The organism is Streptomyces sp. NPDC002867 (assembly GCF_053591895.1).
Map to the genome: position 1 here is coordinate 78,374 of NZ_JBSFUR010000008.1, position 13,740 is coordinate 92,113.

At 72.7% G+C, this 13,740-nt stretch carries 14 protein-coding genes; 3 read left to right on the forward strand and 11 right to left on the reverse strand.

Translation table 11 applies throughout. The annotated features are described in order from the left end of the window. Positions 1 to 134: 134 nt before the first annotated feature. The 5 genes from ACWD0A_RS10360 to ACWD0A_RS10380 form a co-directional block, all read right to left on the reverse strand. Positions 135 to 1,430: an ROK family protein gene (locus ACWD0A_RS10360; RefSeq protein WP_451296539.1), complete on the reverse strand. Its 1,296-nt coding sequence runs from the start codon at positions 1,428 to 1,430 to the stop codon at positions 135 to 137. A 203-nt stretch (positions 1,431 to 1,633) separates the two neighbouring features. Next, on the reverse strand, positions 1,634 to 3,076 hold the full coding sequence (locus ACWD0A_RS10365; RefSeq protein WP_451296541.1) for an FAD-dependent monooxygenase: 1,443 nt from the start codon (positions 3,074 to 3,076) through the stop codon (positions 1,634 to 1,636). Further along, the gene (locus tag ACWD0A_RS10370) at positions 3,073 to 4,260 is read right to left on the reverse strand and encodes an MAB_1171c family putative transporter (protein WP_451296543.1); all 1,188 of its coding nucleotides are present in this window, start codon (positions 4,258 to 4,260) and stop codon (positions 3,073 to 3,075) included. Before ACWD0A_RS10370 ends, ACWD0A_RS10365 begins: the two co-directional genes overlap by 4 nt. A 3-nt stretch (positions 4,261 to 4,263) precedes the next feature. Then, positions 4,264 to 4,794: a toxin-antitoxin system, toxin component gene (locus ACWD0A_RS10375; protein WP_451296795.1), complete on the reverse strand. Its 531-nt coding sequence runs from the start codon at positions 4,792 to 4,794 to the stop codon at positions 4,264 to 4,266. A 79-nt stretch (positions 4,795 to 4,873) separates the two neighbouring features. Beyond that, positions 4,874 to 5,509: a helix-turn-helix domain-containing protein gene (locus ACWD0A_RS10380; protein ID WP_451296545.1), complete on the reverse strand. Its 636-nt coding sequence runs from the start codon at positions 5,507 to 5,509 to the stop codon at positions 4,874 to 4,876. 255 nt (positions 5,510 to 5,764) lie between these two features. On the opposite strand from ACWD0A_RS10380, the gene ACWD0A_RS10385 reads away from it, so the two are divergent. Continuing rightward, a complete protein-coding gene (locus ACWD0A_RS10385; protein ID WP_451296547.1) occupies positions 5,765 to 6,682 on the forward strand; it encodes an MmyB family transcriptional regulator in 918 nt (305 codons plus the stop codon). A gap of 53 nt (positions 6,683 to 6,735) precedes the next feature. Here the strand turns inward: ACWD0A_RS10385 and ACWD0A_RS10390 are convergent, their stop codons facing one another. From ACWD0A_RS10390 to ACWD0A_RS10400, 3 genes are read right to left on the reverse strand one after another with little or no spacing between them, the layout of a single operon-like run. Then, entirely contained in the window at positions 6,736 to 7,029 is a 294-nt protein-coding gene (locus ACWD0A_RS10390; RefSeq protein ID WP_256356307.1) for a hypothetical protein, read from the reverse strand. 43 nt (positions 7,030 to 7,072) lie between these two features. After that, positions 7,073 to 7,558, reverse strand: coding sequence for a hypothetical protein (locus ACWD0A_RS10395; protein WP_451296797.1), 486 nt, complete (start codon positions 7,556 to 7,558; stop codon positions 7,073 to 7,075). Then, positions 7,546 to 8,016: an ATP-binding protein gene (locus tag ACWD0A_RS10400; protein ID WP_451296549.1), complete on the reverse strand. Its 471-nt coding sequence runs from the start codon at positions 8,014 to 8,016 to the stop codon at positions 7,546 to 7,548. The genes ACWD0A_RS10395 and ACWD0A_RS10400 overlap by 13 nt, the downstream gene beginning before the upstream one ends. Positions 8,017 to 8,142: 126 nt before the next feature. Between ACWD0A_RS10400 and ACWD0A_RS10405 the strand changes: the two genes are divergently transcribed. Together ACWD0A_RS10405 and ACWD0A_RS10410 are read left to right on the forward strand one after the other, a co-directional pair. Then, the gene (locus ACWD0A_RS10405) at positions 8,143 to 9,003 is read left to right on the forward strand and encodes a helix-turn-helix domain-containing protein (RefSeq protein ID WP_451296551.1); all 861 of its coding nucleotides are present in this window, start codon (positions 8,143 to 8,145) and stop codon (positions 9,001 to 9,003) included. Beyond that, complete coding sequence (locus ACWD0A_RS10410; RefSeq protein WP_451296553.1) at positions 9,004 to 9,240, forward strand: DUF397 domain-containing protein; 237 nt, start codon at positions 9,004 to 9,006, stop codon at positions 9,238 to 9,240. Here the strand turns inward: ACWD0A_RS10410 and ACWD0A_RS10415 are convergent. From ACWD0A_RS10415 to ACWD0A_RS10425, 3 genes are read right to left on the reverse strand one after another with little or no spacing between them, the layout of a single operon-like run. Continuing rightward, a complete protein-coding gene (locus ACWD0A_RS10415; protein ID WP_451296555.1) occupies positions 9,233 to 11,152 on the reverse strand; it encodes a M64 family metallopeptidase in 1,920 nt (639 codons plus the stop codon). The two genes, ACWD0A_RS10410 and ACWD0A_RS10415, sit on opposite strands and share 8 nt — an antisense overlap. Positions 11,153 to 11,175: 23 nt before the next feature. Next, entirely contained in the window at positions 11,176 to 12,348 is a 1,173-nt protein-coding gene (locus ACWD0A_RS10420; RefSeq protein ID WP_451296557.1) for an anhydro-N-acetylmuramic acid kinase, read from the reverse strand. Then, the gene (locus ACWD0A_RS10425; protein ID WP_451296559.1) at positions 12,345 to 13,637 is read right to left on the reverse strand and encodes an MFS transporter; all 1,293 of its coding nucleotides are present in this window, start codon (positions 13,635 to 13,637) and stop codon (positions 12,345 to 12,347) included. The genes ACWD0A_RS10420 and ACWD0A_RS10425 overlap by 4 nt, the downstream gene beginning before the upstream one ends. Positions 13,638 to 13,740 lie beyond the last annotated feature (103 nt).

Genomic DNA, 13,740 nt, shown 5'->3' on the forward strand with positions numbered 1-13,740 from the left:
GGCGGGCGCCCCGGCGCGGCGCGTCTCAAGCACCCCCTACGGCCCGGCCGCAGGGGGTGCTTGATGGATGACACCGTGGAGCGCCGTGCGGGGCCGGGTCCTTCCACGGTTCCGGAGAGGCAGGGTTGGCGGCATCAGCGCCCCCGCGTCCCGTATCCCATCGGATCCGCCAGCGCGTCGTCGACCGTCAGTGCCGCCGCACCCCGCGCCGCGTCCGCCGCCGGGGAGGAGGCGCGCAGGCGTGTGCTGCCCGGGGGCCAGAGGCCCGACACCACCCGCGTCGACAGCTCCGTGCCCGCCGGCGGCCCGAGCCACCGCAGCAGCGGGCGGTAGATCCCGCCCAGGACCACCGCGTCCGGGTCGAAGAGGTTCACCGCTGCGGACACCACGCGCCCCAGCATCACGCCCGCCTGCGTCAGCGCCGCCACCGCACGCGGCTCCTCCGCGCGGGCGCGCCGTTCCAGTTCGGCCACGCCCGCCGCGCCGGCGCGTTCGTCGATGCCCGCCGCCCTCAGCAGCGCGGACTGACCCGCGTACTGCTCCAGGCAGCCACGTGAGCCGCAGCGGCACAAGGGTCCGTCGTCCGCGACCGACACATGCCCGATCTCGCCCGCGAAACCGTGCGCGCCCCGCAGCAGTTCGCCGTTCAGGACCAGTGCGCCGCCCACCCCGATCTCGCCCGTGAGGTAGAGGAAGCTGCGCACGTCACCGAGGCCGCCGAACCACAGCTCGGCCAGCGCCGCGAGGTTCGCCTCGTTCTCCGAACGCACGGGCAGCGCGGCCGGACCGGGCCGCAGCGCGGCGAGAGCCTCGGCGAACGGCGTCTCGGCCGCGACCGACGTCCAGCCCAGGTTGGGGGCCTGGCGGACGGACCCGGCCGCGACGAGGCCCGGCAGCGCCAGCGCCGCGCCCACGGGCCTGAGGTCCTGCTCGGCGGCGGAGGCCAGCGCCCGCGCCGCGATGCCCGCCGCGCGTCCGAAGACGCGGTCGGGCGGGGTGCCCCGGTTGTCGAGGTGCTCCACGAGCCGTACGCGGTCGGTGCCCGCGAGGTCGACCACGCAGACGGACACGTAGTCGACGTTGATCTCGACGCCGAGTCCCGCGACCCCCGTGCGGGCGAGCTTCAGCACGGTGCCCGGCCGGCCCGCCTGTCCGCTGAACGTCTTGCCGGACTCGGACAGGAAGCCGCTCTCCAGCAGCTGTTCGACCAGGGACGACACCGCGGCGCGCGTGAGCCCGACCCGTGCCGCGACACCGGCGCGGGTCGTCTCGCCCTCGTCGCGCACGGCACGCAGGACGAGGCTCAGGTTGTGCCGCCTGACCGTCTCCCTGTCGGCCTTCGGCTCCAGCGGCGTCGGGGCGTGACGCCCCGACCGGCCACGCGTGCCTCCGCCCGGGGCCGGTGCCGCGTCTGTGTGATTGGCGTTCATCGTGCGGCCGAGCCTAGGCGATGCCGCGCTGCCGCAGTGCGGCGAGGACCCGGCCGTGACCCGCCCTCACCCCGAGCGCGTACCCGGAGCCGGAGCCCGAGCCGGGGGCGCGCGTGGCACCGTCACCGTCGGGTGGGCCTTGCGGCGACCGGCGCCCGCGTCCCGCGTGCCCGCTGGGCCTCCTGAACGCCCGCCCGCGGGCGTCACGCGTCCGCCGCGTCCGGCTCCCGTTGGCCCCGGGGTTCCTTCGCGATCCGCAGTTCCTCGGACGTCAGCGGCGGGCCCGGCAGCCGGGGCAGCCGGGGACCGCGGAGCACGGCCAGCGCGATCTCCGGTCGCAGCAGCGAGGTGATCGGCGCGGACAGGGTCATGACGTCGAACAGGGCCTTGGCGACGAGGGGCCGCCCGGTCGCGGTCAGCATCAGGCGGTCGACGTAGTGCCGCAGCACCCTCGAGCTCGCGCCCGGCTCCCTTCCGATCGCGCCCGGATAGAGGATGTCCTGCCCGGTGGCCAGGTCCCAGGCCATGGAGACCGGGCCGGCCACCGCACGCTGCACGGCGCGGGCGAGCCCCGGAGCGGCCACGCCCCGGCCCGCGACCGCCTCGCGCAGGGCCAGCACGCCCTGCGCGGCCACCGACATGCCGTGCCCGTAGACCGGGTTGTACGTGGCGACCGCGTCGCCGATCGCGACGAAGCCCTCCGGCAGGTCGGCGACCTTCTCGTAGTACCGGCGCCGGTTGACGGTGCTGCGGTTGACGAAGACGTCGGTGAGCGGCTCGGCGTCGGCGATCAGCTCGCCGACGACGGGGTGGCGAACCGAGCGGGCGAAGTCCTCGAACTCGTCGGCCGCGCTGGTGGGTTGCCCCCCGCGGGTACCGGACAGGGTCACCATCCAGCGCCCGCCCTCGATGGGCACGATGGTCGCGGTCTGGCCCGGCCGCGCCTCCCGCGCGTCCGCCTGCACGTTGACGACGGGGAAGTCGCCGGAGCCCGCGGGCGCGCGGAAGAGGCGGCTGGCGTAGGCGAGGCCCGAGTCGACCTTCTCCTCCCGCACCTCGCCGGCGCCGAGCGCCCTCAGCCAGTCGGGCGCCCGCGAGCCGCGGCCGCTCGCGTCCACGACCAGGTCGGCCCGGAGCACCCGCTCGTTCCCGGCGGCTCCGCGCACCCGTACGCCCGTGACGCGCGTCGCACCGCCCTCCAGGCCCAGCAGTTCGGTGCGTTGCAGCACGGTGACCCCCGGCCAGGCGGTGACCTGTTCACGGACCACCCAGTCGAGCAGGTCACGGCTGCAGGCGATGAGGAACTGCATCTCCGGCCAGCGGCGGAACCAGCCCAGCGCCGACATGGACACCAGTCCCGTCGGCAGCGGGATGCGCCGGGCCCCCGCCGCGAGCCAGCGCTCGGTGGTCCCCGGCATCAGGGTCTCGACGGCCCGGGCGCCGCCCGACCACAGCAGATGGGCGTGGTGCGCCTGCGGCAGGCTCCTGCGGGCGTGCGGCCCGTCGGGCAGGGCGTCCCGGTCGACGACGGTGACCTCGTCGACGTGGGGACGCAGGACGCAGGCCGCCAGCATGCCGGCCAGGCCGCCGCCGATCACGACCGCTGTACGCGGCGTGCTCCGGACGGTTCTCAAGGGATCGCTCATCGGGTGCCGCTCTCTGACCGGGCCGCGCGCACGCGCACTGCCGCGACGACGGGTGAATGACGCAGCGCCAGGGACATGCGCACCAGATCGCGCGGTCCCTGCGCGGCCTCGGACGTGTAGGCCTGGGCCGAGCTGATGATCTCGCCCTCCGGGTCGGCTGCCCGGGAGCGCAGCGCGGCGGCGACCATCGCGGCGTCGGCGACGGCCTGCGCCTCGCGCGGGTCGGCGCCGTCCGCGACCGCCTCCTCGTACGCGCTCGCCCGCAGCCCGCGGTCGAAGTACGGGTCGAGCTGCAGCAGGCCGTCGTGGATGTCGGACTCGCGCTGGGTGACCCGCAGTTCGACGGGCGAGAAGAAGGAGATGCGTACCGTGGGCGTGCCGGGCGCCGACGCGGCGCGCAGCTCCCGCCACAGCGTCCCGAGCTGCCGGTAGGCCGCCCAGTCCTGCCAGGTGTCGGACAGCCGCTGCCCGACGAGCGGCAGGACGAAGCCGATCGCGCTGAGCAGGGCCCCGACGGAGGCGAGAGGCGGCGCGGCCAGGGTGCTCAGCGCGTCCCAGTCGTGACCGGCCCAGCGCGCGAAGACGGCGGCGAACTTGCTCACCCCGTACGCCAGGTTGAACAACGACCCGAACACGATGATCACCAGGCCGCCGCGCAGCCAGCCGCGCACCTGGAGCGACCACCGCCAGCACAGCGCCGTCATACCGACGGCTGCCACGCTGTGCGCGATCAGGTACAGGACGATCATCTCGCGGATGTACGGAGTCGTGGCGTAGTGCGTGTCGAGGTCCCGCAGCCGCTCCTCGGGCGCCTCCCCGAGCAGGAACAGGACGACCAGGAGCACGACGACGACGCCGTAGCCGACCACCCAGCGGACGGAGACGCGCCGTGTCTCCTCCGGCGGGCCGCCGCGCCAGTTGACCAGCAGGACCAGGCAGGAGGCGCTGAACGCGGTCAGGATGCAGTAGACCAGCGGGGCCGAGAAGTTGGCGACGCCGGTGAGGCGGTTGACCGCGGCGATGGTGGGCGGCGCGGCGAAGAAGAAGGTGCAGGCCGCGAGGACCAGCAGCGCGCACACCGAGCGGAGCAGCGGATCACGCCAGTCGCGCAGCGTCCCGGGCAGCTTGAACGCCAGTGCGGCGCCCAGGGCGGCGGCGGGTATGTAGTAGTCGGGTCCGTCCACGCATCAGCCCTGTGGCCCGCGGTATCCCAGCGAGGCTTCGATACGTCCGGCGACACATTCCCGGTGCACCGGGCCGCGCCCGGTCGAACCGGTGAGCCATGCACGGCACTTGCTGCCGAGCAGCAGGCCGAAGCTCTCCGCCTCGCGCTCCTCGGCCTGGTCGGACCGGGACCGTGCGGCGACCTTCAGCACGGTCTCCTGCAGATCGGCCTCGTCGGTGAGCAGGCGCGCCGCTACGGCGGCGCCCTCGACGTGGTGGCTGCAGTGCCCGGCCTTCATGTGCCACAGCTCATGGCCGAGGATGACCAGTTGATGGTCGGGTGCGGTGCGTTCCTCGATGACGATCAGGTCCTGGTCCGCCATGTCGAGCCACAGGCCGCTCGCGGTGCCGGGCGGGAACGAGGCCATGCGGTAACGGACCGGCCTGCCGCGGTGTCTGCTCATTCCGTCGCACAGCGCACGGTAGAGATCGGCAGGGGCCGCGGGCGCCGGCAGGTCGATTCCGGCGATCAGCTCGCCGCACAGCCGGCGCATGTCCTTGCCTATGCTCACCGCTCTCCTCTCCCCGTGCGCACCCGTCGGGACACGTCCTGACTTCCAGCCTGTCCGGAAATCAGGGGTGGTCCGTCGGCTTGACGCTCTCGAGGAGCATGTCGAGCCACTCCGTGACCTTGTCCCGGTGCTTGTCGGTGGGCAGCTGGGCAGCCCGCCAGGCGATGCCCCGCACACCATGGTCCTGCAACAGCCGCTCGAGCGGGTCGCTTTCGCCCACGAAGTCCTGAAGCAGACTCTGCTCGGTGCGGTGCAGGGCGCCGACGAGAGCGTCGGCGTCGTCAGCGGTCAGGAAGCCCGCGTGGACCTTGAAGAACCGCTGGATCGCGTCACAGTGTTCCATGGTGGGCCGCCGGTCGCCGTTGATCAGAGCCCCGGCCTGCTGGCGCGACATCCCCGCGCCGTCGGCGATCTCCTGCTGCGTGTACCGGCGGCCGTTGGGCTTGAGCCGGGTCCTGCGCAGCAGGTCGAAGCGCTGCAGGAAGCGCGCCTGGAGGTCCGTCTCGCCGGCCGGGCGCCCGTCGAGCAGGGCGCCGACCACATCCGCCGGCACGCCCGAGGCTTCGGAGAGCGTGTCGACGTCGAAGACCTCGTCGTGGCTGATTCCGAGTTTGTCCGCGAGGTCGGCCACCCGGGCGACGGATGCCGCCAGAGGGTCGTCCGCGGCCGGACCCGGAACCGAGAAGCCGTCCGTCACCAGTAGGTCTCCTAGATCACGCGAGGCAGCCCCGCACTCAAGGGGCTGCCGGGAGATTAACCGCTTCGAGTGAATGCAACCAGGTCTTGCCACAGCTGTGGCGGATTTCGTGCGTTCAACGGCGCTGAATGCCACGATAGTTGACATAGTCGCCTCGGCGGTAAGAGGATCGCCAGGCAGGATAAAGATCCAAAGGGGGCTGCCACAGCGGGACTTGGCAGGACTTCGAGAAGCTTCGGAAGGGCGGCGTTCTCGATGACGTACGAGGCGGGCGTCGGGCGCCCCGGAGCTCAGGGGCGACCAGGCCGCGTCAAGGCCGCCCGCGGCAGCGCCCGTACGAAGCGCATCGATGACGCCCTGGACATGGACACCACGCAGCGCGGCCGGCTGCGCCGGATCGGCGGCGACCGCGACAGCTTCCGCGAGTCGGGCGCCCCGCTGCGGCCGTCCGGTCCCGTTCCGCCCTCCGGACCGGTCCGCAGGCCCGCCCCCGCACGCCCCTCCGGACCGCTCCACCCGCCCGTTCCCGTACACGCTCCGGTGTCCTCGTCGCCCACACGGCCCGCGGAGCAGGCCGACCCGTCCACCCAGGCGTACCTGCGCGACTACGCGTCCCTGATGGACGCGGTGCCGCTGCCCTCCCTGCTTTTCGACCGGCGCTGGGACGTGGTCCACACGAACCCCGCCTTCGACGCCCTGTTCCGCAACATGGGCCCGCACCCCACGGCCATGCCCCACCAGAACTTCCTGCGCTTCGCGCTCTTCCACCCCGACGCGCCCACGGTGCTCGCCGAGCACGAGACCAGCTGGTGCCTGCCGCTGATGGCCCAGCTCGCCGATGCCCTGGAGGGCGACGTTGAGGACGACTGCCTTTCGGCCATTCGTGACGACATCGCGCTCGACCCGATCATGGACGCGGCCTATCGGTGCGGACTGCCGCACTGGATGAGGGCGGTGGGCGCGGCGGCGGTCCACCACGACGGAGCCGTGCGGCCGGTGAACCACCCCGACCCCCGGTGGGGGCGCACCGACTGCCGGGTCGTGGACGAGACCCCCGTGTCCCTGCAGGACAAGGGGTACACCCGCCTCACGCTCGTGCTCCGCGAGAGCCGCTCGGCGGCACCGGGAGTGCCCCGCGGCAGGGCGCACCTGCGCGCGGTCTCCGGGGGCTGAGTGCGAACGGCCTCTTGCGTCCGGGGCCCTGCCGCCGCTCTCCGGCCGGGGCCTCAGCGCATCGCGGCCACGGCCCACTCCGCGACGACCGCCACCGCCACGCCGATGCCCAGCACCAGCGTGGCCCAGCGGGTGCGGCCCGCGCGGCTGAGGACGAGCGCGCTGCCGGAGAGGATCAGCGCCATGCCGTAGAAGCCGAGGGTCAGCACCGAGTGCGTACTGCCGAGCCGCAGGACCAGGACGGCGCCGACAGCGATCATGATGCCCGCGGAGAGGGCTATGCGGACATGGCGGGCCTGGCGCGGTGTGAGCCCCTGCCGTTCCGGGCTCGTATTGGCTTCTGACATGCCGGAAAGCCTATCCGCAGTGACACGGGCGCCGTCCGCCGGATCACGCACCTCGTGCGCTGCCCACCGCGACCGGCCACTTCGGTGCGGCGCCCGTCAGCTGGCAGGCCGTCAGGTACAAGGGGATGGGCGGTGTGTAGGGACTTGGGCCGTCCGGACCGCGGATCAGCCGGGGTCTGTCGCCCGGCACCCGGGCGCCCCTGGCGTAGTGCGCGGGCAGCGGCCACAGCAGGTCGAGATCCGATCCGGCCGGAACGATCCACCACCACCATCGGCTGTCGGCGAAGACGCACCCGCTGCGGGGCATGCGGCCGAGGAGGCGGAACCCGAAGCGGGCGGGAACGCCCACGGCGTCGCAGCCGAGCTCGGCCGGCAGGGAATCGGGCAGGACGAGGCGAGTGAGTCCGGCCTCCTGGTGACGGCAGCGGTCCACGAGCCGCGGTGGCAGGACCCGCTGCGGCGTCGGCGGGACCGGTTCGTGGCGTACGCCCTGGGCGAGGAGCGTCGCCAGGCTCTTCAGCACTGCCAGCCGGACGCAAACGGCTGTGCCGTGCAGGGCAGTTCGGCCCATACGACACGACCCGTGCCGCGCTCGCAGTCGTGCGTCCCCCACGCGGTGCTGACCGCTTCGACGAGCAGCAGGCCGCGGCCGCGTTCCTCCTCGAGGCCGTGGCAGACCCGGGGGCCGGTCGCCGTGGAGCCCTGGTCCTGGACGGTGACGCGCAACCGCCCCTCGGTGCGTTGCAGTTGACAGGAGACGAGGTGGCCGCCGGTGTGCACCACCGCGTTGGTGACCAGTTCGGAGACGATCAGCAGGACTGTGTCGCGGGTGTCGCCGCCGATGCCCCACAGGCCGAGCCGCTCGCTCACCAGCCGTCTTGTGCGGGAGACGGATTCGACGCGCGCCGGCACCTCGAAGCCGTAGCGGGAGGTGGCGGTGTCCGGACTCGCGTCCAGAAAGGGGGTGGTGAGCGCGTCACGGTTCACACGGCCAGTCTCCCGCTGCAAGCGTCACGTTGGCAAGGGTCACTGTGAAAAATGCAGAGTGGGCATATTCATTGCTGAACCGCCATGGCACACTGCTCGCAACACAGCACGTGGGGAGGTCTCGAAGTGAGTGAACCGCGGTCCGCCCCCACCGTGGGCCAGGTCGTCCTCGGCAAGCGCCTGCAGGACCTGCGGGAGCGCGCCGGTCTCAAACGCGAGGAAGCGGCGAAGATCCTCCGCGTCGCCGCGGGCACCATCCGCAGGATGGAGACCGCCGAGGTTGCGCTGAAGATTCCTTATGTGCAGCTACTCCTCGGCGCGTACGGAATCGGCGACGAGGAGGCCCGGGGATTCGTGGAGTTGGCCGAGGAGGCCAACAAACCGGGCTGGTGGCAGCGTTTCCACGACGTCCTGCCGGGCTGGTTCAGCATGTACGTCAGCCTGGAGGGCGCCGCGAGCCTCATCCGTGCGTATGAACCGCAGTTCGTGCCCGGACTGCTGCAAACGGAGGACTACGCACGGGCGATCATGCGCGGCGGGGCCATCGGTCACACCGATCCGGAGGACATCGAGAGGCACGTGGCGCTGCGGATGGAGCGGCAGGCGCTGCTCACCCGGTCCGACGCGCCCCGACTGTGGGTGATCATGGACGAGACGGTGCTGCGCAGGCCCGTCGGCGGTCCCGGCGTGATGAAGGCGCAGATCGACAAGCTGCTCGACAGCATCCGGCTGCCCCATGTGACGCTGCAGATCGCGGAGTTCGCGAGCGGCCATCACCCGGGCGCCTACGGGCCCTTCGTCCTCTTCCGGTTCGCCATGCCCGAGCTCCCGGACATGGTCTACAGCGAATACCTGACCGGTGCCGTCTATCTCGACGCGCGCCCCGAGGTCGCCACGCATCTGGAGGTCATGGACCGCATGGCGGCGCAGGCCGCGACGGCACAACGCACGAAGGAGATTCTGAATGCTCTGCGCAAGGAGCTGTGAATGAAGCGCATATACAACGGCATGCCCGCCGCCGAGCTGGGCGAGGACGGCTGGCACAAACCCTGGAGCGGGGGGAACGGCGGCAACTGCGTCGAGACCATGAAACTGGCCGACGGCCGGGTCGCGATCCGCCAGTCCGCCGATCCCGACGGTCCCGCACTCATCTACACCACCAACGAGATCGCCGCCTTCATCCAGGGCGCGAAGTCCGGCAAGGCCGACTTCCTGGTCAGCTGACCTGCTGCCGCGGGGGCAGCAGCGTCACCAGGAACCGCTGCGCGGACGAGATGTTCCCCGCCGCGTCGACCGTGCGGTACTCGATGGTGTGGGTGCCGTAGTCGGGTGTGGCGTCGTCCCAGGGCACCACGCGGGGCGTGCCCAGCTTTCCGTACACGAGATCGTCGATCACGGTGCCCTGCGGGGTGAACCGGTAAGGGGCGCCGGCGTCGGTGGGCCAGCCGTAGTACGTCTGCCAGCCGTCGCCGTCGACCCTGAACTGCCGCACCACATAACCGTCCTGGTCGTCCCGGGCGGTCAGCCCCATCGTGAAGGGGCCGTCGTAGACGTACTCCACCGGCCTGCCGGGCCGGTGGACCGTCCGCAGCGGCTCGGACAGTTCGTAGGCGGCCGTGGCCGGCGACGCGTCCACGGTCCAGGTCAGTTCCTCGTCGGTGCCCGCGATGCGGGCCGTCAGCTCGTGGGTGCCCGGCCGCAGCCGCAGGGCGCCCAGGTCCAGGTCGCGGTCGTTGCCGGGGTTGGCCACGGGACGGCCGTCGAGCGTCCAGCGGACCGCGAGCGGGCGGCCGGCCGGGTGCGTGGTCTCGGCGTACACCACCGAAGCGGCACCGACGGGCGCCCCGGTCGCGGTGTGGTCGGTGAACGCCGCCGCCGCCTCGTCCGGCGCGGTGTCCACCGACGTGTCCACCGTCCAGGTCACCGTGCGCGTCAGCGCCGTCGACGCGCGCACGGCCGGGTCACGTACGAACGGTGTGGGATCCGTGACGGTCGCCGTGAGCGTATGCGTGCCGGGCGTGAGGCGCAGACGGCGCAGATCAACCGTGCGTGCGTCACCCACCGCCCGCAGCCGGTCGCCGTCCAGCCGCCATACGACGTCGAGTTCACCGCCGACCGGGTGCAGGGTGTCCACCCACACCGTCCGGTCGTCGCCGATCGGGGCCGTGTCGGGCGTGTGGCCCTGCACGAGGTTCACCTTGGCCGAGATCTTCTGCACCATCACCTCGCGCTCGACCTGGTCGAAGGCGTACCCGAGGGTCTTCATGATCGAGTGCTTGCTGGGCCGCCACACGCCCTTCGTGCTGTACATCCCGCCTTCGTGGCGTCCGATGACCCCGCCCGACTCGCTCTCCTCGCCGAGCCAGCGCCACCACTTCGCGCGCTCCTCGCGCATCTGGTCCTCGGTCAGCACGGTGTGGTGCGCCGACGCCGGTTCGCCGCCGCTGTAGGCGCCGCCCGGCACCCCGCGCGCGTAGTAGTCGTACTCGTCCTGGAGCTTGCCGAGCGAGTGGCCGATCTCATGCGGGGTGATCAGCGAGGACAGGGCGTTGCCGCCGGACGCGGTGGCGTAGGCGCCGCCCGCGCCGCCGTAGGTGTCGCTGTTGGCCAGGGCCACGATCTGCCGGTTGGTGCCCGACGTGCCCGGTACGAGATCGGCCAGCGCCGTCGCCGCGCCGGTGTCCACGGTGAGCAGCCGCTGCACGCTGTCCGGGTTGCAGCCGCCCCAGAAGCCCATGCCGAGCGCGGTGTCCCGGTGAGGGGCGTCGAGGCCGGGGTCGCAGTCGACGCCGGACTCGGCGGACGCGGTCTCCACGGCCCACACGTTGATGTACGAACGGTAGGAGGCGAACGGCTCCGTCGACCACAGCACGTTGAGGTGGGTCTCGACGTGCGCGCGGAACTCCGGCAGCTGCGCCGCCGTGTAGCCGTCGCCGAGCACCACGAGATTGAAGCGCTTGTCGGCGGGGCCCGTCGTCTGCACCGGCACGACCTTCGCCGCGTCCGTCACCTCATCCGTCACCGCGGTGTCCGCCGCGGCCGAGGGAGCACCCGTACCGAACAACAACGCGGCGAGGACGGCGCCCGCGGTCGCGAACAGTGCCGCCCCGCGCACCCGTGTGACGGATGTGGTCATGGTGATGCAGCGTACGCGTGGGATCAACGGACGGTAAAGACGAGGGAGTTGACGAATTCCTTCGCGGGCGGCGGGAGGCGCAGCGGCCCGCTCCCCGGTGTGATCGAGCCGAGCACCCGGGCCGCCCGCGCTCCGGTGCACGAGGGCAGGCTTCCGGGCAGCCCGTGCGCGGTCAGGAACCCCAGTACGGCGAAGGCGTACGCCTCCTTCGCCGCCGACGGCAGCCCGAGGTCGTCGGAGGTGCACAGGCGGATCCCCGCCAGTTCGGCGCGGAGCATCCCCATCAGCGCCGGATTGCGGGTGCCGCCGCCCGAGGCGATCACCTCGGTCGCGCCCAGCGGGCGGACCGCGTCCGCGACCGTGCGCGCGGTGAGGAGGGTGAGCGTCGCGAGGACGTCCTCGGGCGCGAGCGTGCCCAGCCCGGCCAGCGCGGCCCGCAGATGACCGGGGTGGAACAGCTCCTTGCCGGTGGTCTTCGGCGCCGGCAGCCGGTAGTACGGCTCCGCCAGCAGCCGCTCCAGCAGCGGGCGGTGGACCCGGCCCGCCGCCGCGAGCGCACCGTCCGCGTCGTACGCCTCCCGGCCGCCGGTCAGTTCGGCGACGGCCGCGTCCAGGAGGGCGTTCGCCGGACCGGTGTCGAAGGCGACCGGCTCGCCCGAGCGCGGAACCACGGTCGCGTTGGCGATCCCGCCCAGGTTGAGCGCGACCGGGACCCCCGGCCGTCCCCGCAGCCACAGCACGTCCACCAGGCTCACCAGTGGGGCGCCCTGCCCCCCGGCCGCGATGTCCCGGGGCCGGAAGTCGGAGACGACCGGACGGCCCGTCGCCTCCGCGATCCAGGCGGGCTGTCCCAGCTGCAGCGTGCCCAGGGCCCTGCCGTCGTCCACCCAGTGGTGCACGGTCTGGCCGTGCGAGGCGAACAGCTCGGCGCCCCCGCCGCACAGTTCGCGGTCCGCCCGCTCGGCGACCTCCGCGAAGACCTGCCCGATGCGGGTGTCGAGGCGGCAGACGTCCCCGAGCGTCGTCGTCGCCGGAGGCAGCGCACCCGCGAGCGACGCCCGCAGGCCGTCGTCGTAGCCGCCGCTCACCATGCCCAGCGGTGTCACGGTCAGGGCGTCCCCGTCGAAGCCGATGTCGGCCGCGGCGGCGTCGACGGCGTCGTGGGACGTGCCCGACATCAGGCCGACGACCCTCACCGCAGCGGTCCGCGGTGGTCGTCGCCGCGCAGGCTCAGCAGCGCGAACACACTGACCGCACACGCGGCGGCCGCGTAGTAGGCGGGGATGTCCACGTTGCCCGTCCTCTTGATCAATTCGGTGATGACGAGCCCCGCACAGCCCGAGAACACGGCGTTGGACAGCGCGTACGCGAGACCGAGGCCCGTGTAGCGGACCCGGGTCGGGAACATCTCGGCGAGCATCGCGGGCCCCGGACCCGCCAGCAGCCCGACCACCGCGCCCGCCGCGAACACCGCGAGGCCCTTCAGCGGCGTCGCCGTGTCCGGGTCCTGCAGCAGGTTGATCAGCGGCAGTGCCAGCACCACGACGAGTACGGCGCCGGTCAGCATCACCGCCCTGCGCCCGGCACGGTCGCTGAGCGCGCCCGCCGGGACGATGGAGGCGGCGAACCCGAGGTTGGCGAGCACGGTCGCGACCAGCGCCTCCTGGAACGAGGCGTTCAGCGCGGACTGCAGGTACGCGGGCAGCACCACCAGGAACGTGTAACCGGCGGCGGCCCACCCCATGATCCGCCCCGCGCCGAGCAGGATCGCGCGCACCACCTCGGCGGCGGGAGGTGCGGCCACCGGTTCCGCGTCCACACGCCGGAAACTCGGCGTCTCCTCCAGTCGCAGCCGCAGCCACAGCGCGACCGCCCCGAGCGGCAGCGTCAGCAGGAACGGAAGCCGCCAGCCCCAGTCGTTCAGCGCCCCCTCGGACAGCACCGTCGCCAGCAGTGCCGCGGCGCCGGCGCCGCCCAGCAGCCCCAGCGCCACCGTGAACGACTGCCACGACCCGTACAGGCCGCGCCTGCCCGCGGGCGCGAACTCGGTCATCAGCGACACCGCGCCGCCGAACTCGCCGCCCGCGGACAGCCCTTGCAGGATCCGCAGCAGCGTCAGCAGCCACGGCGCGGCCGCCCCGGCCGTCGCGTACGTCGGCAGCAGTCCGATCGCCGTCGTCGCCAGCGTCATGAGCGTGATGACGAGGATCAGCGTCGGGCGACGGCCGATCCGGTCGCCGATCCGCCCGAACAGCGCGGCGCCCACCGGCCGGAAGAAGAAGGCCAGGGCGAACGACGCGTAGGTCTTCACGAGGGCCTGGATGTCGCTGCCGCCCTCGGGCGTGAAGAAGTTCGCGGCGATGATCGTCGCGAAGTAACCGTAGACCCCGAACTCGTACCACTCGACGAAGTTGCCGACCGAACCGGCCAGCAGCGCGCGGCGGGAACGGACGGGCGGGACGGTCTGTTCGGCGGAGGTTGTCATTCCCTTTCTCTGCCCCCCGCGACACGCCCGAACGCGTCGCCGCCCCGGCCCGATCCGGCGAGCCGGGACCACACGCGCGCCGGACCGCCGGCGCACGCGCTGG